Below are 19705 nucleotides of genomic sequence, written 5' to 3'. Positions count from 1 at the left end.
ACACCGCTGGATTGCACGGCATTAATCTTAAGCCTGCAGCGGCAGGCGCCGCACCCGGAACTTCCTGACCAACTCCGCCGGATGGTAGGAGAGCTTGGCGTCCCGCAGCCCCGGCACTCCCAGGTCCTGCTCGCGGTTGGTCCAGGTGCAGTCGGTGAACAGGAGCCGGTTGAACTCGCGGTCCACGAGCTGCGCAGCCCCCTCCATGAAGGGATCGGCCTTCTCGAAGTGACAGACCGCCGTCTGGCGGTTGAGCCGTTCGCCGAGGGCAAAAGCGGCCACCCTCCCCTCCACCAGTACCACCACCCCTTCGAGCCCCAGGCCGCCGGCCAGGGCCAGAGCCTCCTCCGCGGCCGCCGTTTCCGGATCGACGGAGGAACTTCCCATCTCCGTTCGAACCCGGTGCCACTCTTGCAGGAGGTTCAGGCAATCCTCCCGGAACCCCTCGCGGTAGAGTTCCACGGTGTAGGGATGCCGGACGGCAAAGTAACTGATCCGGTTTCTTTTTTTGTGGAAGCGGTTGCCGGGGAGCTCGGCCAACTCCTGCCGCCGGTGGAGGTAGTCGAAACTGTCCCGGTCCTCCGTGACCTGATACCCGCCGCCGGCGAGATGGCGCTCGACGAACTCCCCGTCGGCACCGTAGAGGGTCATGCCGTCATCGAGCAGGGTCTGTGTCGCAACGGAGACGGTGCCGGTGAGGGGGGGAAGGAAGTATGGCGCGCCGTCGTACCCCTGGCCGATTACCACGACCGCATCGCCCACCATGGTCAGCCGATAGGCGTGGGGGGCACGGAAGAGGTAGAGGTTGGCGAAGGTAAGCTCGGAAACCCGCGGCTGGAGCAGGGCAAAGACGGCATCCAGCAACGGCTTGTCGGTGAGCGCCAGCGGACGTGCCGCGGGGTAGTCGGGGATATTGGTCGGGGTCTCCATGAGGTGAGTATACCATCGATACCTCCGGCGCCAAAAGACTGAGAAGACTCTCACCATAAACAACAACAATTTTACAAGGTTATATGGTAAGGTAACAAACAGGTTTTATCACTATCACAGTATCAAAACAGAAAAAGGCAAACCATCCTAAAGGGTGGGACGCAAAGCCGACGGCCTACGTCACGCGAATCGTGATATGGCGGCAGGGTTGCCAGGCGCAGGACACCACCACGGGATGCCGTTCGCATTGAATGCCTTCGGGGGGTGCCGGCCGCCACCACACCATGCTGGACGCTGCTTCGAACTCCCCTCTGTCTCGTCCCCGTCTCATGTTCCCCTCGTGCCTGCCACGTCCCCCCCGTGATGCGTTCTGCCGCCCATCCGCTGCCGCGATGATCCATCCGCTTCCCCACGGCCGCAGCGGACGCCATCGAAACAAAAAAGGAGTCGCATCATGGGGAGTTTTCGTAAGGCAGTCATTGGAGCAGTCACCATCCTCTTCGTGGCACTGGCGGCAGGGGGGGCCGGCGCCACGGACATCTATGTCGACACCAATAATCCGCAGGCCCGCGATGCCAATCCCGGCACCCAGGCCTTGCCGCTGAAAACGGTGTCGACAGGGGCGTCCCGGGCCAACGCCGGCGACACGGTCTGGGTCTCCTCCGGCACCTACCGGGAGTACGTCTACCTGCCGCGAAGCGGCACCGATGCCAGTCACCCCATCGTCGTCCGCGGCATGCCGGAGGCAACCGTGGAGCTGAAGGGATCGGACCTGGTAACGGGGTGGGAATCCTTCAGCGGCACGATCTGGCGCAAGTCGAGCTGGACGGTGAACAGCCAGCAGGTTTTCGCCGACGGGGTCCCCCTCCAGCAGATCGGCACCACCTCCCCCTTCAACACCATCTTCTGGGGAACGACCCCCATCCTGCCGCCGACGGGGACCGGCACCGCCGACATGCCCCCCGGCTCCTTCTACTACGACCAGGCCGCGAAGATCCTCTACGTCCGGCTGGCTGACGGCTCCAGCCCCGCCGGCCACACGATGGAGGCATCAACCCGCAACACCATCCTCTCCGGGGCGGACGTGAGCTTCATCGAACTCCACGGGTTGAAGTTCTCCCATTCCAACGTCTCGTCGGTCCCCTACATGATGGGGATGGTGAACGTATCGGGGCAGTCGTGGGTGATCGCCGACTGCTCCTTCACCTACGGCGATTTCGCCGGCCTGAACATCACGGGGAACGGGCACCGGATCCTGAACAACGTCTGCAACCATAACGGAGACGTGGGGATATCCATCAACGGCTCGGACAATGCCCACAACTGGGCCGCCTACGCGGGGCGCCCCCCCCAGGACCTCGTACTCGACGGTAACGAGACCAGCTCCAACAACTACCGCGGGTTCTACGTCTACTACCAGTCCGGCGGGATCAAGGCCGCCACCTCGTGCAACGGGGTGCGCATCTCCCGGCACACCTCTCTCTCCAACGGCGGACCGGGGATCTGGATCGACATCTCCTGCCAGAACATGACCATCGAGCGCTCCGTGCTCAAGAACAACACCCGGGGGATCGAGTTCGAGATCTCCGATCAGGGGCTCATCGCCAACAACCTGATCGCGGGGAACGCCAACCAGGGAATCTACGTATCGGCCTCCAACAGCGTCACGGTCATCAACAACACGGTGGACGGCAACGGCTACGGCATCGTCCTCCACGGCATGCCCCGCCCGGAGCACCCTGAGCTCAAGAACAACACGGTGCTCAACAACATCATCAGCAACAGCGGCACGGCCGACCTCGTGATGTACGCCGATCCCGTGGCGGCAACCGGCAACAGCTCGGACTACAACCTCTTCTACCGCGCTGGCGGCGGCGTGGCGGTCTCCGTCACGTCAACCACCTCCTATGGCGTCAATTACCGCTCCCTCGGCGCGTATATCGCCGCCACCGGCCAGGATCCCCACTCGCTGAACGCCGACCCGCTCTTCGCGGCGAGGGCCGGCGGCGACTTTACGCTCCAGGCGGCATCGCCGGCGATCGATTCCGGCAGCAACAATCCGCTGGCGGGAACCCTGGATCTGCCGGGGAATCCGAGAATCATCGCGGCCAACGGAGGCGCGACACCGGTCATCGACCGGGGAGCCTATGAAACCGCGGCGACGCCGGCCCTGGCGGCTCCCACGTCATTGCGGATCGTGAGCGTCAACTGAAGCACGCCATCCCGGTGCCTCATGGTCGAGGTTCCCGCCGGATTGACAAACGGTTGACACGGCCCATACTGGGTAGCGGAATCTGCGGGGAGCGCGGCCGACCTTCTTCTCTTCCGGCCGCGCCCCCCCTATTTTCGGCGATTACCTGGGGGTGCCGTGCGCAAACGGTTGCTGCTCATCACTGCCATCACCCTGCTCCCCTGTGGCATGGCCGCCGCCGGCGACCTCTACGTCGACGCCGGCCACCGGCGGGCCAGCGACCGCAACGGCGGGACGAAGCGCACCCTCCCCTGCAGGACCATCTCCGCCGCCGTGGCACGGGCCGGCCCCGGCGACACCGTCTGGATAGCCGGCGGCACCTACCGGGAGACGATCACCCTCCCGCGGAGCGGAAGGGGCCCCCGCTCGCGGATCAGGCTCTGCGCCGCGCCGGGGGCGGAGGTGACCATCAAGGGGTCCGATCCGGTCACCGGTTGGCTCCCCCAGGGAAGGGGTATCTGGAAGAGGAACGGGTGGCCCGTGAACAGCCAGCAGCTCTTCGTTGACGGCGCCCCCCTTTCCCAGACCGGCGCAACCTCGCCGTTCAACACGATCCGGCGGGGAAACCAACCGATCCTCCCCACCCGGGGAAAGGGAGCCGGCGACATGGCGGCCGGCTCGTTCTTCTACGACGTGAGGGAACGGGTCCTCTACCTCCGCCTCTCCGACGGCTCCGACCCCAACCGCCGCCTGGTGGAAGCGTCCGTCAGAGATCATATCATCCCCGCCGGCGACGCCAGCTTCATCGAGCTGCGCAACCTGAAATTCTCCCATTCGAACATAAGTTCCGTGCCGCGCATGATGGGGATGGTGAACGTGGGCGGGAAATCGTGGGTGGTGGCGGGATGTTCCTTCACCTACGGCGATTTTGCCGGGCTGAACATCACCGGGGAGGGTCACCGGATCATCGGCAACGTCTGCAACCATAACGGCAATGTGGGGATCTCCCTCAACGGCTCCGACGGGGCCCACGGCTGGAGGCCCTACCCGGGGCGACCGCCCCAGGATATCGTGCTGGAGGGGAACGAGACCAGCTACAACAACTACCGGGGATTCTACCCCTTCTTCCAGGGGGGAGGACTCAAGGGGGCCAACTCGTGCACCGGCATCCGCATCTCGCGGCACACCGCCGTCGGGAACAACGGAACCGGTCTCTGGTTCGACATCTTCTGCCGGGAGATCACGGTGGAAGCGTCTCTCGTGAAACGCAACCTGCGGGGGATCGAGTTCGAAATCTCCGACGGGGCGCTCCTCGCCGGCAACCTCATCACCGGCAACACGCTCCAGGGAATTTACATCTCGGCCTCCAGCGGTGTCACCGTGGAGAACAACACCCTCACCGGCAACGGGTACGGAATCGTCGTCCACGGCCTGCCGCGACCGGAACACCCGGAACTCCGCAACAACCGGCTGCGCAACAACATCATCGCTGAAAGCGTGACTGCGGAGCTGGTGATCTACCACCACCCTCCCGAGACGGCCGGCAACAGCTCCGATTACAACCGCTACTACCGGCGCGGGGGATCGGCGAGAATCTCCTGGACCCACACCCCCCGCTACGACATCACCCACCACACCCTTGAGTCGTTTTCCCGGGAAACGGGGCTGGAGGCCCATTCGCGCTGGGATGGTCCGCTCCTGCCGGAGACGGCTCCAACGCCCTGACTGCGGTAGACTGCTACCCTCCTTCCCCGCGGGAGAAAAGCCTGCTCTTGCGGACCCTCGCCAGGCGCTTGGCCAGAGTGTACATCGGCTCGCTCAGGGAGACCACACCGCGGCTCAAGGCGTTTCGGCACTCCTCGAACGTTCCGATGAAGGTGACGTCCTTGCCGCCGAACCCTTTCTTGAACTGGTACCCCCCGGGATTACCCTCCGGATCGATCCCCCCCATGTCGTAGGTACGGCACCCCTCCCCTTTAAGCCATTCCAGCGCCCGCCAGTACAGAAGCGGCGAGGCGTTGGCCTTGAGCCCCGCTTCGGTGGCGGCCACCGCGATGGGAAAACTGGTCCCCCCCAGGCACGAGACGACGAATGCGCCAACCGCCTCACCCCTGTCGCAGGCCACTAAAATCTGCGGCTTCTCGATTTCGGGCAGTGTCTCCTGGAGCTTTTCCCACCGGCCGATATCCACATCGGTCAGCAGTCCCTTGCGGCTGAGATGGGCGCGGTAGACCGTCTTGAACTTTTCGTAGTAGTCGAGCGCCGTCCCCTGCCGGACTTCAAGGGCGGTACGCTCCGCGTTGGCCAGGTGCTGGCGTCTCGTCCTCTCCAGATTCCCGCGGACCTCCGGCAGGGGGACCGAAATGTCGATCATGATGGTTCGGTAGTCCCCTGCCTGCCGGGCCTTGGAAAAGCCCCGTTCCGCCAGCATCCGCCGCGCCTCGGGGAATTCGCTCCCCACGATGTTGGGGGAGATCCGCAGAAGCAGCTTCCGGCGCTCCACAAATTCGTTCTGCAGAGCCGCCAGCGCCGCATCGAAAATCTCAAGGGACGGCGCCCTCCCCTGCCGGCGCCAGAGAGGCCCCCAAGCCACGTAGGCGATGCCGCGGGCGATGAGCGGGGTCGCGACGATCCGGGCCTGGGCCAGCGCCACCACCTCTTCCCCGCGGCGCAGGACGAGGCGGCTCACCTGCTGGCCCGGACAGACGCTTTCCGGGAAATCCCACGTCTGGATGATCGTGGCGTCGTCGAAGAGCCTGAGCAGCGACGACCACTCCTCCCGCGTGACCCGGTCAAACTCTGCCGTGTATCCGCTGCACCGCGTCACGGCCACTCCCCCTCCTTGGCGGACCAGACGACGATGTATCTCCCCAGCACCTTCAGGTAACGGGCGGTCCCCACCCTCTGCATCCCGGACTTGACGAGGCCGTGGTAGCTGGCGGTATTCCAGGTTTTGCAGGAGGCATAGACGTACTGCATCCCCTCCCTCTTCGCCACCCTGAAGCCAAAGCGGTTCAGGGTGGCGAACACCCCCCTGCCACGGAACTCCGGACGGGTGAATGCCGCGCAAAGAACGCCGTCCCGCGGCGTAATGGTAAAAAACTGAAAGTATTCCCGGCAGTTGTCGGATGCCCGAAAAATCCAGATAAAGCCCGCCACCTCATCGTTGCAGAGGGCCAGGCAGAGCTCTCCGCCGTCGCTGAACATCCTGAGAAGGTAGTCGAGGTAGTGCTGCACCACCTCTTCCGGCATGTGGCGCTTCCTCACGATGGACCGCAACTGCTCCAGATGCCTCGCCGGGATATCCTCGCGCCGGACATGGTGCGCAATCGCGATCCCGCTCTCCGTCGGCACGGCCTCCTCCGGCATGGCATCGACGTCGAAACACAACACGTGCTCGCTTCCGTAAAAGAGTTCCTGCCGGATCATCCCGGCACCGCGACGCACCGTCTCCGCCACGCCGTCTTCCCGGACATTCCAGAGCAGCTTCTGCAACATAAGGCGGTATCGATTCATCGTTGTCTCCCGTAACCGGCAGCATCCGCCGTCATCCTTCCCCTCCCGGCGGGCTGTCGGTGGCGGCAAAAAGCCTCCCCCTGATGGTTCGCGTCACGCACTTGACGAGGTCGTACATCGGCTCGGCCACGGTCATCACCCCCTTGCTGAGCAGATTCCGGCTATCCTCGAACGTCCCGGGGAACGAGACGTCCCGCGCCCGAAACCCCTTCTTGAACTGATACACCGCCGGATTATGCTCGGGGTCGATCCCCCCCAGGTCGTAGGCGCGGCACCCTCGCTCCCGAAGCCACTCGATGGTGCGCCAGTGCATGAGATACGACGCGTACAGCGGCCGGCCGGCCTCCGCGGTCGCGGCCAGGATCGGGAAACTGGTCTCGCCCAGGGCGGAAACGATCAGCCCGGAAACCGCCCCCCCCTCGGGACCCACCAGGAAGACCTCCGGCTTCTCCCCCTCGGGGAGCACCTCCTGAAGTTTTCCCCAGCGCTCCAGGTCCAGATCGGCCCGCAACCCCTTTCGCCGGAGCATGTCGCGGTAAACCGGCAGGAATTCCCGGTAGTAACCGGGCGACGTGCCATGCCGCACCTCCAGGCCACGCATCTCCGCACTGGAGAGATGCTGGCGCCATTTCTTCTCCAGATTCCTGCGGATGTTCTGGAGAGGAGCGGCGATGTCGAGCATCAGGGTCCGGTACTCGCGAACCCGCGCGACCTTGCCGAATCCGCGCCGCTTCAGGATCTCCATTGCCCTGGGCCACTCGCTCACCACGATGTTCGGGGCAACCCGCAGCAGCAGCCCGCGGTCCGCCGCATATTCGTGCTGCAGCGCCGCCAGGACCGCGTCCAGCACCGCCGGGTCCGGCGGCACCCCCCGCCGGCACCAGAGAGGACCCCAGGCCACATGGGCCATGCCGCACCCCACTCCCGGTATGGCCTTGATCCTGACCTGGGCCAGGGCCGCCACCTTTCCCTGATGGCGCAGGACGAGACGGCTCGCCTGCTGGGCGGGGCAGATGGTTTCCGCGAAATCCCAGGCGTGGATGAGCGTCGCATCGGCAAAGAGCCGGAGAAGCTCCCCCCATTCGTCCCTGCCGAAGCGGTCGACCTCCACCGTGAATCCTGACGGAATGCTCATCGGGAGCCTCTCCCCCATTCCCCGCCGCGCCCTACCCGCTGCCGGACGAGCTGGCCGCAGAGTTTCGCCACGAACACCGAATTCGTCACGACGTAGCGTCGCCAGAGCCTCCCCGGCTCCTGGCAGAGCCGGAACAGCCACTCCAGTCCGTGACGCTGCATCCAGGCGGGGGCCATCTTCTTGTGGCCCGAGATGAAGTCGAAGGCCGCACCGACGCAGACCTGGACCCCGTCGATGCTCTCCCGGTGGGCGAAGGCGAACTGGTCCTGGAGGGGACAGCCGAGCCCCAGGAAGACCAGCCCGGCGCCGCTGCCGTTGATGCGCGCCACCGTCTCCCGGTCCTCCTCCGGGGTCAGGGGGCGGAACGGAGGGGATTCGCCGCCGGCAATCCGCAGGGAGGGGAAGCGCTCGCGAAGGCGGGCCTGCAGCGCCTCCACCACCGCCGGGAGGCTTCCGTACAGATAGATCCCGACCCCCTCGGCGGCGGCGCGGCCGCAGAGCCGCAGCATCAGCTCCGGGCCGTAGACCCGGTCGGAAAGACGGGTGCCGTGGAGGAGGTTCAGCGACCAGCGCACCGGCTGCCCGTCCGGCGCCACCAGGCTGAAACTGTTGACCTTCTCCCGGAGCTGCGGGTCGCCGGCGGCCGTGACAACGCCATGCACCGGGAGGGCGGTCACGATGGCCCCGGCTCTCTCCCGCGCGGAGGCCATGATGACCTCCGCCGCCTCATCGTAGGTGGTGGCGCTCACCCCGACACCCAACACGGGATATTTGACCGGCCATGAATGCAACGCCGTCATCGCTTCCATCCTCCTGCGACAGATTCACGCATCGCCCACCCCGAGGGAGCGGTACACCGCCCGGGTCTTCTCGGCAAGCCGCGGCCAGGCATACTGCTCCTGCACCTTGCGCCATCCGGCGTTCCCCATCGCCTCGCACGCGGCGGGGTCGGCCAGCAGGCGAGCAACGGCGTCCGCCAGCTCCCGGGGGTCCTGGCTCGACAGGAGCCCATTTTCCCCCTCGTCCACGACGCAGGCGATGGGGCCGATCCGGCCGCCGATCACCGCCTTGCGCTGGCTCCACGCCTCGACGAACACGCCGCCGAAGCTCTCCTGGGCGGAGGGGAGGCAGAGAAACTCACAGGCGGCCAGCGCCGCGGTCTTGGTCTCCAGGTCCACTGCGCCGAGATTCAGGTACCGGGGGTCGTGGAGGGTCCCGAACAGTTTCCGCGATTCGGCAGTGGGAGGCCCTATGAAGACGAACCTCACGTCGGGGTGCTTCTCCCAGACCCGGGGGGCGGCGGCAGCCAGGGCGGCGATCCCCTTGTACCGGCACTGCTGGCCGAGATAGAGCACGAAACGCCCCTTGATGCCGTAGCGTTCCCGGAACTCCTCCGCCGAAAAGCGGTCCGCCAGGAGGGGACCGATGCCGGTCACGTGGACCCGCTCCCCGTCGACGCCGAATTCCCTCACCAGCGTCTCCCGCTCGAAGGCCGTCAGCGCCACCAGGGCGTCCGCCTCCCGGTAGATCCGGGCGTATTCCCGGTAGCGGGGACCCTTCCACCGGGGGTGGTGATTGGGGGTGAGGACGAACGGGACCCCGTGGCGGCGGGCGAAATCGAGGGCGGCCCGGGCGATGAACTCCCTCCCGATCCTCGTGGCGTGCACCAGGGTCGGGACCTCGACCCTCCGCTCCATGAACTCCTCCATGAAGCCGGCGAGGTTGCGCACGGCCGGTCCCATGAGCAGGTAGTAGCTCAAGGCCCAGGGGAGCATCCGCAGGCGGGTCGCCTGGGAGAATCCCATCCTGAGCACGTCGATCCCCTCCACGTCGCAGCGCGCCTCATCCTCGGAGAGGACCGTGCTGAACCGGAGCCAGTCCCTGCGGTTGCGCCAGGTATGGGTCACGACCCGGACCCCGTGGCCGCTCCCCTGCATCTCCTTGGCAAGATGATGGAGATGCACCTGGGCCCCCCCGAGGGACGGGGGGTACATGCTGCTGACGTAGAGTATGTTCATAGCGCTTCCTGCCGGGATTGCGGCATCGGCTCCCCCCTCACGAAAAGCTCTGCCGCTCGCCCCGGAAGTCGAGGCGGTCGAAAAAGCGCGTCTGGGGAAAGAGGGTGGGGGAAAGGAGGAAAAGGCTCTCCCGCGTGTAGCCGGCGGCCTTGGCAAGGAGACAGCGCCGCCCCTCGGCGTCGGCCCGGTTGCCGGTCAACCGCGACCAGAGCAGGCACGGCACGTTGACCGCCAGGGCCTGCCCGATCCTCCCGAGACAGGCGGGAAGCGTCGCGGCCAGCCCCCCCGCCTTGTGGTCCAGACAGGCATAGTTGACCCCCTGCCGCAGGGAGACCCACCGCAGGTACTCGCCGGTCAGGCGGTAGGGGGGGATGACGTGATGGACCACGGCCTGCGGCGCGTACCACATCTCGTACCCCTTCGCCTTCACCCTCCTGAAGAAGTCGGTGTCCTCGCACCCCTTCGACAGCGATTCATCGAACATCCCGACCTCGGTAAAGATCGTGCGGTCGAGGAGGACATTCCCGGTCCCCGGCAGGCTCTTTCCCGTCAGCTTTGCCGCTCCCGTGCCATGGTCCGCTTCTCCCAGAAGGGAGCGGCAGTGGGGCGAAAGCGCCGCCGCCGTGCCGGCGGCCAGGTCGAGGATCACCCGTCCCCCCACGCAGGAGGCTCCGGCGGCGGTGGGGCGCACGAGCTCGCCGAGCCAGCGGGGGTCTGCCCGCTGATCGTCGTCGAAAAAGGCAAGCCAGGTGCCGGCCGCTTCCCTCACCCCCCGGTTCCGGGCGGCGGCCACCCCCTGCACCGGCTCGAACAGATACCTGACGGGGCACCCGTCCGTGGCGAAGCGGCGGACGACCGCCGCCGTCTCGTCGGTGGAGGCGTTGTCGACGACGATGATCTCGTGCGGAAACGCCCCCCCCCGATCCTGGGCCGCCAGGCTGGCAAGGGCGTCGTGCAGGAGCCCCGCCCGGTTGTAGGTTGTGACGATGACGCTTATCTCCATCCCGTCACCCCTCTGCCGCCACCGGCCTGCGGAAGGCCAGATAGGCCATCGCCCAGAAGATCGTGAAGGTTGTGAGGCTCGGATAGGGGGTGACCGTTTCGAGGATCCCCCCCAGGATGGCGAAGATCACCACGGAAAAGATGAAGGCGTAGCCGGTGTCGCCGCTTCTCAGCGCGTAGACGGCCGAGCGCCGGAGCGCCTCCCCCAGCATCAGCAGGTGAACGGCAAGCCCGGCGATTCCCAGTTCGAGGACCTGATCGATATAGGTCGAGTGTCCGATCCCCACGGACCACCCCTGGCTCGCTGACACCTCGTAGACGTGGCGGACCCCCCAGAATCCCCCGAACCCGTAGCCGAGCAGCGGACGCTGCCGGGCGTAGAAGAGGAGCTCCTCCCACAGGTCGGTCCGGCCGGTCAGGGTGCGCACGTCGCTGTCGCCTCTTCCCAGGAGAAACATCTTGCCGATGGCCGGGAAGAGGGCATCGCCGAAAACGAGAAACACGACGCAGAGGAGCCACCCCGAGAGCCCCAGGAAGATCAGCTTGCGGGAAAGCCGCGCGGTCAGAAGCCAGCGGGCGGCAAGGGCCACCAGGGCGCATGCCAGGGAGGTCCGCGACCTAGAGAGGATGAGCAGCGCGAAGCCGGCCGCACCCGCCCCCCACAGGAGCCACCGGCGCCGTCCCCGGCATTCGGCGGAGAAGGCGGCAATGATGAGGAAGGCGCAGTCCACCCCCACGGCATTGGGATGGTACAGCCCGGAAAAGCGGTACCCCGCCTGAAACGGATGAAAGGCGCCGCTGGCAAGCTCGGCACAGAGCCCGACCGCCATGTACGCGGAGGTGACCGCGACCAGAAACTCCATCATCGTGGTGGCCGGCAGGCGCGACACCACCGCCACGATGGCAATGAACATCATGGCGAAGGCGATGAAGCGCCGCACCGTCAGGGCCGGGTCCTCCGCCCAGGCCACGCTGGCCAGGGCCAGAACGAGGTAGAGCACCATGGTCCCGCCGAGCACCCCCCGCACACCCAGGGGCTCCCCCCGGTTGCGGCAGAGGCTGAAAAGGCCGGTCAGCCCGAGGGAGACCAGCAGAAACTGGCGGAGGGCATTCCCCGTCTCGTACCCCTTGGCCACGTCGGAAACTTCCTGGGAGAACCCCTCGATCATGCCGGAGCGGTACTGCAGGGCGAAAAAGACGATGGTGATGAGCAGGAGCATCACCCACGGAAAGCGCTTCTCCCTGGTGACGCCATCGATCGTGACGGAATTTCCTCCGCTCATGGGCCGCCCCCCGCTTCGTTCCCGGCCGGCACCGCTCCCCCCGTCGCAGTGAAGCTGCCGATGCGCCGCAGGTACTCCACCCAGCGGTACAGGGACGACAGGAGATTGCCGAGCAGCAGCCCCCACGCCACCCCCAGGGGGCCCAGCAGGCGCATGAGCCAGAAACCGGCCGTCACGGTCACCAGCAGGACGATGACGTTTGCCCGGAAGATGACGTCGAGCCGCTCCATGAGGAAAAGCCCGCAGTTGGGGGGGAGAGAGAAGACCTCGAACGTCTGGCTCAGGGAAAGGAGGGCAACGACGAGGCCAAACCCTGCGTACCGGGCGCCGTAGATGAGCCGGAGCAGCTCGTCCCCCCAGGCGAACATCGTGACGCAGAGCAGGGTCATGCCGGCCGCCAGGACGAGGGTGCTCCTCGCCAGCAGGCGGCGTACCGCCGGGACTCCGTCCGTGGTGAATGAATGCATGGTCTGGGGCGCCAGGAAATTGCCCACCCCGATGATCAGGGGATTGGCCAGGAACGCCACCCCCATGCAGGCGGCAAGGATCCCGGCCGCCTCCACCCCGCGGGAGACGGTGATGAGCCAGGGATAGAGTTGGGCGCCGGCCAGGGAGGCAACGCCGCTGGCCAGGGACCACTTCCCGATCGCCCAGTTCATCCGGAGGTCCGGCAGGATTCTTGTCCGGTCGAAGGAGTAGTACTGCCGCGCCGTTGCCCCCCACACCGCCACGGCCCCCCCGCACGCCAGGGCGACCGCCCCGTAGGCGCCGGCTGCCGACAACTTCCCCATTCCCGCGAGGAGCAGAAGCGCCGTCATCTGCACGCCGGCCACCACCAGGTCCATCAGGAGGGCCGCAGAGAACCGGAGCCGGGAGAAGAAGATCTGCCGCCCGTACTCCCGCACGAGGACGAAGGGGGTGGCCAGGGCGAGCAGCGGCATCACCGCAACCATTCCGGGGCTCCCCAGGCCACGGGCGAGCAGCGCCCCCGACACCGCCAGCAGCAGCGCCGCCGCAGCGGCGAGGTGGAGTTGGTGAACCAGGCTGCTGCCGGTGTATGCCGCCCGTTCCCCTTCGGCAAAGCGGACGTTGAAAAAGGTGTAGGGGGAGGAGATGGCGGAGCTCTGCACCGCCTGCAGGACGATGAGAACGGTGAACCCAAGCGAATAGAGACCGAGCTCTTCCCGGGAACCGCTCCGCGCCACGATGACGCCGGTGAGGAAGTTGGTGACGCTGACGACCCCCTGGTCGGCAAGGGTCACCCCCCCTTTGCGGGCCACCGCCCCCGCCACCCTCCCCCACCACGACCGGAGACGGATGCCGGCAGGAAGGACGGCGATATAGCCGGTCTCGCTTTTCATCGGTCAGGCACCCCTTCGAGCCGGGGCGGGGCGTCAGCGGCGGCGCTTTCCCCTTCCGCCAGCACCTCGCGGTAGATCCCGAAAATCCGTTCTCCCTTCCGCGCCCAGAGGTACTCCCCGGCCCGGGCCAGCGCCCCTTCCGACAGCCGGTCGAGACGGCTCCGGTCCCGGGCCAGCGAGACGATGGTCTCGCGCAGCCGCCGGACCGTCTCGCCGGGACGGGTAACGGGGATCTTGACCCCGCACTCCGGCGTAACCATATCGGCGCACCCCTGGTGGTCGAAGCAGAGCACCGGCAGGCCGTGGCTCAGGGCTTCCAGCACCACGGAACCGGTGGAATCGCGCATGGAGGTGAAGACCTGGAGATCCGCCCACGAATAGAGCGCCTGGAATTCATCGTAGGGGAGCCACGGGACCCAGCGGCAGAGGTGGTCAACGCCCCAGGTCTGCGCCTGCCGCCGCCACCGCCGCTCCAGGGGCCCCCGCCCCACGATGCGAAGCTCCACCGGACAGTCGCCGGGAACCTCCCGCAGCGCCTCCAGCAGCAGATGGAGCGCTTTCTTGTGGATAAACGAGCCGCTCCAGAGCATCCGCAGCGCCCCCTGACGGTTGTTTGTGCGGGGGGAAGCGGCGGATACCGAGGTCGTCCCCAGTTCGTTCATCGGAATGGCGCTGACCCCGTACTGCTGCTCGAACTCCGCGCGGGCCAGCGAATTCCCCGTGATCAGCGCGGCGGCCCGGCGTGCCGCCAGGGCGATCCGGCGGCCGAACCGCAGCTGCACCAGATTGCCGGCCGCGCGCGCCCCTTCGCTCACGGCGCCGCACAGTCCTGCCCGAGGGAGAAAGCGCCACGGGTAATTCTCCACCCCCCCCACCGGCCCCCAGACAAAGGGGATGCCGAGCCGCCAGAGGTAGCCCGGCTCCCGATACGAGGTGAGGGTCACCTGGTGGGCAAGATCGAAATGGATCTCGTCATGGAGCTTCGCGGCGAGGTGCCAGGCCCGCCGCTGCCAGAGGGTGTAGGCCAGATACGCCAGGAGGCGGGTCCGGAACAGGAGGAGCTCGAACCGCGTGTATCCCAGAGGGCAGAAGTGGAGGGAGGGGATTTCGCCGTGCTCGGCCAGCCACCGCTCCATGGCCTCCACCGGCGCATGGATAGCCCAGACGTCGCAATGCCGGGCGATGGCCCGGGCATGGTGCCACCCGACGCCGAGCTCCGAGCCGGCGTCGGGACTGCAGGAGTAGGCCCCCAGCAGGACCCGGAGACGCCGGGCGGGGTCCGGACGGTCCCCCCTGTCCACCGCCTGACCGCTCTCCTCTTCCCTGTCAGCCGTTTCCTGCTCCGGCGGGCAGACGGCCGTCCGAACGCCATGCATCAGAGGCTCCCTCCCCACCACGCCAGGTGTCTGAGTTTTCTCACCACCCCTCCCCACCCGCTCGCCTTGAGGGCGAAGAGCGGCAGTCCGTCTCCGGAGGTGACCTGAAGCCGCTCCCCGGCGAACCGCCCTCCCGCCGTCATGCCGGCCCCCCACGCCGACCGGTAGCCGGCCTCCTCTGCCAGATGGCCGGAGCGCCGGTCGAAGCGGCCGTAAGGATAGGCCAGTGCCCGGACCGGCCGGCCGAGGCGGTTTTCGAGCGTCTCCCGGGAGCGGACCAGCTCGTCGAGGGCGGCCCGCCTGCCGCAGCGGCTCAGGTCGGGGTGGGTGCAGGTGTGGCTCTGGAACGAGATGCCGTAGCGGGACATCTCCTCCGCCTGGGACCACGTCAGGAGGGGGACGGGACGGGCGGGCTCCCAGCGGCGCAGGGCTCCGGGGTAATCGGTCACCAGGAAGACCGTGGCCGTAAAGCGGTACTTCTGGAGGATCGGGAAGGCCTCGGTGTAGTTGTCGAGGTAGCCGTCATCGAAGGTTATGGCGATGCGGCGACCGGGGGCGGGACTCTCCGCCGCTGCCCCGCTGCCGTCGAGCGTGACAGTCGTGAAGCCGTGGTCGTGGAGATATTTCATCTGGGCGGCGAAGGTTTCCGGCGCGACGGCCAGCCCCGCCGGGTCCTCATCGCGGGTCGTCCGGGCCACCTGATGATAGAGCAGCACCGGCAGGTCGTCCCGCCGGGGCAGAAACGCTCTCGCACGACTCATTGGACGCCCCCCCGTCGCATCAAATTCTTCACCACGGACAAAATCAAGCGGCCCCCACCCCTCTCAGCACCGCGGGGATCGTCTTGACCAGGATTTTGATGTCGAGCCAGAGGGACCACCGGTCGATGTATTCCATATCGAGCTCCATCCAACGGTCGAAGGAGATGTTGCTCCTGCCGCTGATCTGCCAGAGGCAGGTGATCCCGGGACGGACGCTGAAGCGGCGCCGGTGCCAATCCTGATCGAACCCCTCGTAATCCCTCACCGGAAGGGGGCGGGGCCCCACGAGGCTGATATCCCCCCGGAGGACGTTGAACAGCTGGGGCAATTCGTCGATACTCGTCTTTCTGAGAAATTTTCCGAGAGGGGTAATGCGCGGATCGTTCCTGATCTTGAACACCGGCCCCCCTGCCTCGTTCAGATGTTCGAGGCAGGCCTGCCGCCGTTCGGCGTCCGCCACCATGGTCCGGAACTTGTACATCCGGAATCGCCGCTTGTTGTGCCCCAGGCGTTCCTGGGCAAAGAAGACCGGGCCGGGCGAGGTGATCTTGATGGTTGCGGCAACCAGTGCCAGAAGCGGCGCGAGCACGAGGAGCAGCGCCGTGGAGGCCAGCAGATCCAGGAACCGCTTCGCGACGATCGGCCACCCTTCCATGGCACCGGTGGCGAAGGTGATGACCGGATCGCTCTGCAGTTCCTCCGTCGTGGCGTGGGCTACCTTCAGACTGAAGAGATCCGGGGGGATGCGGACGATTATCCCCTGCTCCTCGCACTGGCTGACCACCAGAGACCCCTGCTGGTAGAGGGATTTCAGGGGGAGAAAGATCGCCACCTCGTCAACCACGGTGCTGCGGAGGAAACCGGGGAGTTCCCGGAAGTCGGCGACCAGCGGGTACCCCGAATCCCGGAATTCGCTGCTCCGGGGCCAGTCGCCGCCGTCGACGAAGCCGATGATCCGGTACCCCAGTTCCGGCTCCCCCTCGATCTTCCGGGCAAAGGCGACCGCCCGCCGGTTCGTGCCGACGATGACGACATGGCGCAGATTCCTGCCGCGCACCCTCAACCGTTCGAGCAGGCTCCTCATGAGCAGCCGACTGGCCACCGTCGCGGCGGCGCTTGCGGACCAGAAGGCAAAGGCGAAGGGGATGGTGATGAGAGAGATATTGAAGAGGACTCCGAGCAGATAAATCACAGCCGACCCGACGGAGACCGCTTTCAGGACATCCAGGACTTCGCTGTCGCGGGTCGCGAGGCGTTTCGAGGAGTAGATGTCGAAACCCTTGAAAACGAGGCTCCAGACGGCCATGAAGCCGGCAAAGCCGATGGCATTCTGGACCTTGACCCTCATGGCGAAAAACTCTTCGACAGAGAGCTCCGGGATGGGCCAGGCCACCATGGCGGCCGCAGTCATGAAACTGCCGACAAAGACAAGGAGGTCGAACCCCTTCAGCAGGTTCGCCAGAATCAGTCGTTTCGTCGAAGTCATGGTGGCACCTCCTGTTGATTCGCTGCCACAGCGGAGCGCCCCCATTGCCAGACCGGCCCGCAAAGGAAAGGTCTGCCGTTGTTAGTCGCCGATAAAGCCGATATCGACAGCGGGGGGGTGACGTTCCTGCACCGGTTTCGTACTCCGCAGCATGCCCGGCAGATACTCGTTCCCGAACGCCGCCCCGATCCCGCTCAGAAGCCCGAGCACGACGCCGGCCAGAAGGTTGAGCGCCACGTGCGGCTTCACTGGCCTGGGAAGGACCGAGGGGGGCTGGATCATGCTGATGTTGGCGATCTTCTGCTGGTTCAGGTCGGACGAGATGCGCGTCTCCTCAAACTTCCCCCGATAGAGCTGGTAGTTTCTCTCGTTTTCCGCCAGCTCCCGCTTCAGGTCCAGAAATCCCTTTTCACGCCGGTCAAGGCGCCTGATCTCATCGTTAAGCTGCCCCAGCAGGAGCATGGCCGTCTTATGACGCGACTCCAGGGAACGGCGTTCGGCTTCGCTCCTGATGATCTCCTTGTTGACGTCCAGGTAGACCGTGTTGCCGGTCCTCACCTTGCGGCGGATATCGTTCTCCTCCTGGGCCAGGTACTCTTTCACCAATTGCACCTGCCGACGAATGTCCTGCACCTGACCGTTATTCTCGCTGTACTTTTGCAGCAGCTCCTGCTCCCGCAACTGCAGGGAGAGCAGCTTCATCTTCCCCTCGGTGACGGCCCTTCCCCGCTCAGTCTCGGTGTGGAGATCGGGATTGTCGGTAAAGCTCCCCAACTCCGCCCGGAGAGCGCCAAGCCGCTTCTGCAGCTCGCCGATCTTGATGGCGGAGTCTTTCAGCACGGCATCCATCTCCGCCCGCTGCCGAAGCAGCAGCGTCATCTGTTCATCGTACGAGAAGACGCCGTTGCTCTGCCGATAGGCTTCCAGCCGCTCTTCCGAGCGATGGAGGCTTTTTTCATAGTCCTTCAACTGCCTGTCAAGGAAGCCGGTCTGACCGTCGCTCAGGACCTTCAGATGCTTCTCCTTGTACAGCTCCACCAGCAGGTTGAGCGCCCGGACCGCGAGCTTGGGGTCGCGGTGGCGGAAAGAAAGCTGGATGACATTGGATTTTCGGACGGCTTCCACGGAAAGGCTCCGGGCAAATCTCTGGCGGGCATCGTCGAGGGAAAGCGCCGATCCGGCCTGGAACCGCCGCGGATACAGCGCGGAAATGGTGAGGGTCTCTATGACCCGTTCGATGAGGTCGGTGCTGTTGAGAATCTGAATTTCCGAATTCAGCACCTCTTCGGGGGTGAGCGCAATGGCGGGTTTCAGTTCGCCGACTTCGGGATGGTAGGCATACTCCCTCCCGAACTTCACCAGAAGGGTCGTTCGGGCCTCGTACGTCGGGGGGGTGAGGACGGTGACGGTCGCCACGACCAGCACCACCGCCACCAGAACGGATACGAGGAGACGTTGCTGCCGGAAAAGTACGGCAAGAAGCTCGCGAGCGGTAATGTCCTGCAGGTTCTGGCGCACTCGGCCTCCATGCATGTTCGCCCGTGCGAGGTCAGTTCAGCGGCAGATAGAGGGGAAGCGGGATGTTTCTCCGGAGGTACTGATCGACCCACTGGTTCACGTTGGCTATGGTTGATTTTGGAACGTACACGATGTCATAGGGGTGGAGGACGATGTCCTGGCTCAACTCCGTGCCGTCCAGCACCCTGTCGATGTTCAGGGTCATGATGGCGGGCCGGTTGTCGGCGCCGCGCCGGATGACGAGGACCTCGGCGGAGCCGGCGGTCTCCTTGAGCCCTCCCGCCTGGGAGATCGCCTGCATGGCGGTCATGCTCCCCACCAGGGGAAACACCCCCGGTTTGTTGAGCTCGCCGTCCACATACACCCGCTGGTCGCTGAACGAGCGGACGATCACGACCACCTCCGGATTTTTGAGTTCCTTCCGGTAGAGCTCCGCAAGGCGGCCCATCAACTCCGCGGGGGTCAGGCCGGCCGCGGGGGTATCGTGGATGAGCTGGAGTGAAATCTTGCCGTCGGGGCGGACCGTCATCTGCTCATTCAACTCGGGATTGTAAAAGAACTTGATGTCGAGCTGGTCGCCGGCCTGGATGCGGTAATCTCCCCTTGCAGGAGACTCCCCCGTTTCTCTCGCGGAGACGGGAGGGATGCGGGAGGGGGGTGAGGCGCAGGCTCCCAGCAAGAGGGAGAGGATAAACGTCGACCACAGACTTTTTTGAAGAGCCGCTATCTGCATAGAAATCCGAATCGCCATTGCTGCAGGTTGTGTTCAAACGGAAGACTGCCAGCCAAACTCCCGTGCCCGTCGCAATCTGCGGCTGGAACAATGGGACTGTGGCAGAAACTGGCGCCGACCAAACGGGTCGGCGTGTGTGATTATGTGCCCGCAAAACTTAATTCATATCAATTAGCAATTTATTAATTTTATACAGCACAGCCGGAGCGAGTCAAGATTGCGAACCTAAAAACAACAACAAAGAAACAAAAAAGAGAACTAATCGCGGCATGTTACCAACAGACTTGCGACCTAATTTGAACTACGTCATCCGTCGGCACACGCAGGCGGGGAGAGAGGCGGAAATAAATGCCCGTAAGGAGTCTATCTGCTCGAAAAAGGATGCAACGTGAGGG

16 protein-coding genes and 1 riboswitch are annotated in these 19705 nt (G+C 65.5%); of the genes, 2 read left to right on the top strand and 14 right to left on the bottom strand.

The window, feature by feature from the left end; translation table 11 throughout:
- Window positions 1-27 precede the first annotated feature (27 nt).
- Entirely contained in the window at window positions 28-930 is a 903-nt protein-coding gene (locus GPICK_RS05005; RefSeq protein ID WP_039741018.1) for a DUF2156 domain-containing protein, read from the bottom strand.
- A gap of 126 nt (window positions 931-1056) precedes the next feature.
- Window positions 1057-1146, top strand: a riboswitch (cyclic di-GMP riboswitch).
- A gap of 238 nt (window positions 1147-1384) precedes the next feature.
- Here GPICK_RS05005 and GPICK_RS05000 point away from each other — a divergent pair.
- Window positions 1385-3142: a right-handed parallel beta-helix repeat-containing protein gene (locus GPICK_RS05000; protein ID WP_039741016.1), complete on the top strand. Its 1758-nt coding sequence runs from the start codon at window positions 1385-1387 to the stop codon at window positions 3140-3142.
- A 156-nt stretch (window positions 3143-3298) separates the two neighbouring features.
- Window positions 3299-4846, top strand: coding sequence for a right-handed parallel beta-helix repeat-containing protein (locus GPICK_RS04995; RefSeq protein ID WP_144400044.1), 1548 nt, complete (start codon window positions 3299-3301; stop codon window positions 4844-4846).
- Window positions 4847-4859: 13 nt separating this feature from the next.
- On the opposite strand, the gene GPICK_RS04990 is transcribed toward GPICK_RS04995, so the two are convergent.
- The 13 genes from GPICK_RS04990 to GPICK_RS04925 all read right to left on the bottom strand — a co-directional run bounded on the left by GPICK_RS04990 (window position 4860) and on the right by GPICK_RS04925 (window position 19310).
- Window positions 4860-5954, bottom strand: coding sequence for a lipid II:glycine glycyltransferase FemX (locus GPICK_RS04990; RefSeq protein WP_039741012.1), 1095 nt, complete (start codon window positions 5952-5954; stop codon window positions 4860-4862).
- The gene (locus tag GPICK_RS04985) at window positions 5945-6619 is read right to left on the bottom strand and encodes a GNAT family N-acetyltransferase (protein WP_039741010.1); all 675 of its coding nucleotides are present in this window, start codon (window positions 6617-6619) and stop codon (window positions 5945-5947) included. Before GPICK_RS04985 ends, GPICK_RS04990 begins: the two co-directional genes overlap by 10 nt.
- Window positions 6620-6668: 49 nt before the next feature.
- A complete protein-coding gene (locus tag GPICK_RS04980) occupies window positions 6669-7772 on the bottom strand; it encodes a lipid II:glycine glycyltransferase FemX (protein ID WP_039741007.1) in 1104 nt (367 codons plus the stop codon).
- On the bottom strand, window positions 7769-8572 hold the full coding sequence (locus GPICK_RS04975; RefSeq protein WP_039741004.1) for a WecB/TagA/CpsF family glycosyltransferase: 804 nt from the start codon (window positions 8570-8572) through the stop codon (window positions 7769-7771). Before GPICK_RS04975 ends, GPICK_RS04980 begins: the two co-directional genes overlap by 4 nt.
- A 24-nt stretch (window positions 8573-8596) precedes the next feature.
- Window positions 8597-9790 carry a glycosyltransferase family 4 protein gene (locus GPICK_RS04970; protein WP_039741001.1) on the bottom strand — a complete coding sequence of 398 codons (1194 nt, stop codon included), beginning with the start codon at window positions 9788-9790 and terminating at the stop codon, window positions 8597-8599.
- A 37-nt stretch (window positions 9791-9827) separates the two neighbouring features.
- The gene (locus GPICK_RS04965) at window positions 9828-10793 is read right to left on the bottom strand and encodes a glycosyltransferase family 2 protein (protein ID WP_039740999.1); all 966 of its coding nucleotides are present in this window, start codon (window positions 10791-10793) and stop codon (window positions 9828-9830) included.
- Between the two features lie 4 nt (window positions 10794-10797).
- On the bottom strand, window positions 10798-12075 hold the full coding sequence (locus tag GPICK_RS04960; protein WP_039740997.1) for an O-antigen ligase family protein: 1278 nt from the start codon (window positions 12073-12075) through the stop codon (window positions 10798-10800).
- Entirely contained in the window at window positions 12072-13436 is a 1365-nt protein-coding gene (locus tag GPICK_RS04955) for a lipopolysaccharide biosynthesis protein (RefSeq protein ID WP_039740995.1), read from the bottom strand. Before GPICK_RS04955 ends, GPICK_RS04960 begins: the two co-directional genes overlap by 4 nt.
- Complete coding sequence (locus GPICK_RS16570) at window positions 13433-14812, bottom strand: glycosyltransferase family 4 protein (protein WP_052263295.1); 1380 nt, start codon at window positions 14810-14812, stop codon at window positions 13433-13435. Before GPICK_RS16570 ends, GPICK_RS04955 begins: the two co-directional genes overlap by 4 nt.
- Window positions 14812-15573 carry a polysaccharide deacetylase family protein gene (locus GPICK_RS04940; protein WP_052263294.1) on the bottom strand — a complete coding sequence of 254 codons (762 nt, stop codon included), beginning with the start codon at window positions 15571-15573 and terminating at the stop codon, window positions 14812-14814. Before GPICK_RS04940 ends, GPICK_RS16570 begins: the two co-directional genes overlap by 1 nt.
- Before the next feature lie 43 nt (window positions 15574-15616).
- A complete protein-coding gene (locus GPICK_RS04935) occupies window positions 15617-17059 on the bottom strand; it encodes a sugar transferase (RefSeq protein ID WP_052263293.1) in 1443 nt (480 codons plus the stop codon).
- A gap of 81 nt (window positions 17060-17140) precedes the next feature.
- A complete protein-coding gene (locus GPICK_RS04930; protein ID WP_052263292.1) occupies window positions 17141-18577 on the bottom strand; it encodes a GumC family protein in 1437 nt (478 codons plus the stop codon).
- Window positions 18578-18608: 31 nt separating this feature from the next.
- Window positions 18609-19310 carry a polysaccharide biosynthesis/export family protein gene (locus GPICK_RS04925; RefSeq protein ID WP_052263291.1) on the bottom strand — a complete coding sequence of 234 codons (702 nt, stop codon included), beginning with the start codon at window positions 19308-19310 and terminating at the stop codon, window positions 18609-18611.
- Window positions 19311-19705 lie beyond the last annotated feature (395 nt).

The sequence above is a fragment of the Geobacter pickeringii genome, from assembly GCF_000817955.1.
GTDB classification, from domain to species: Bacteria; Desulfobacterota; Desulfuromonadia; order Geobacterales; family Geobacteraceae; genus Geobacter; species Geobacter pickeringii.
The sequence above is the reverse complement of the archived record's forward strand: the minus strand, read 5'-3'. Positions and strand labels throughout refer to the sequence as shown.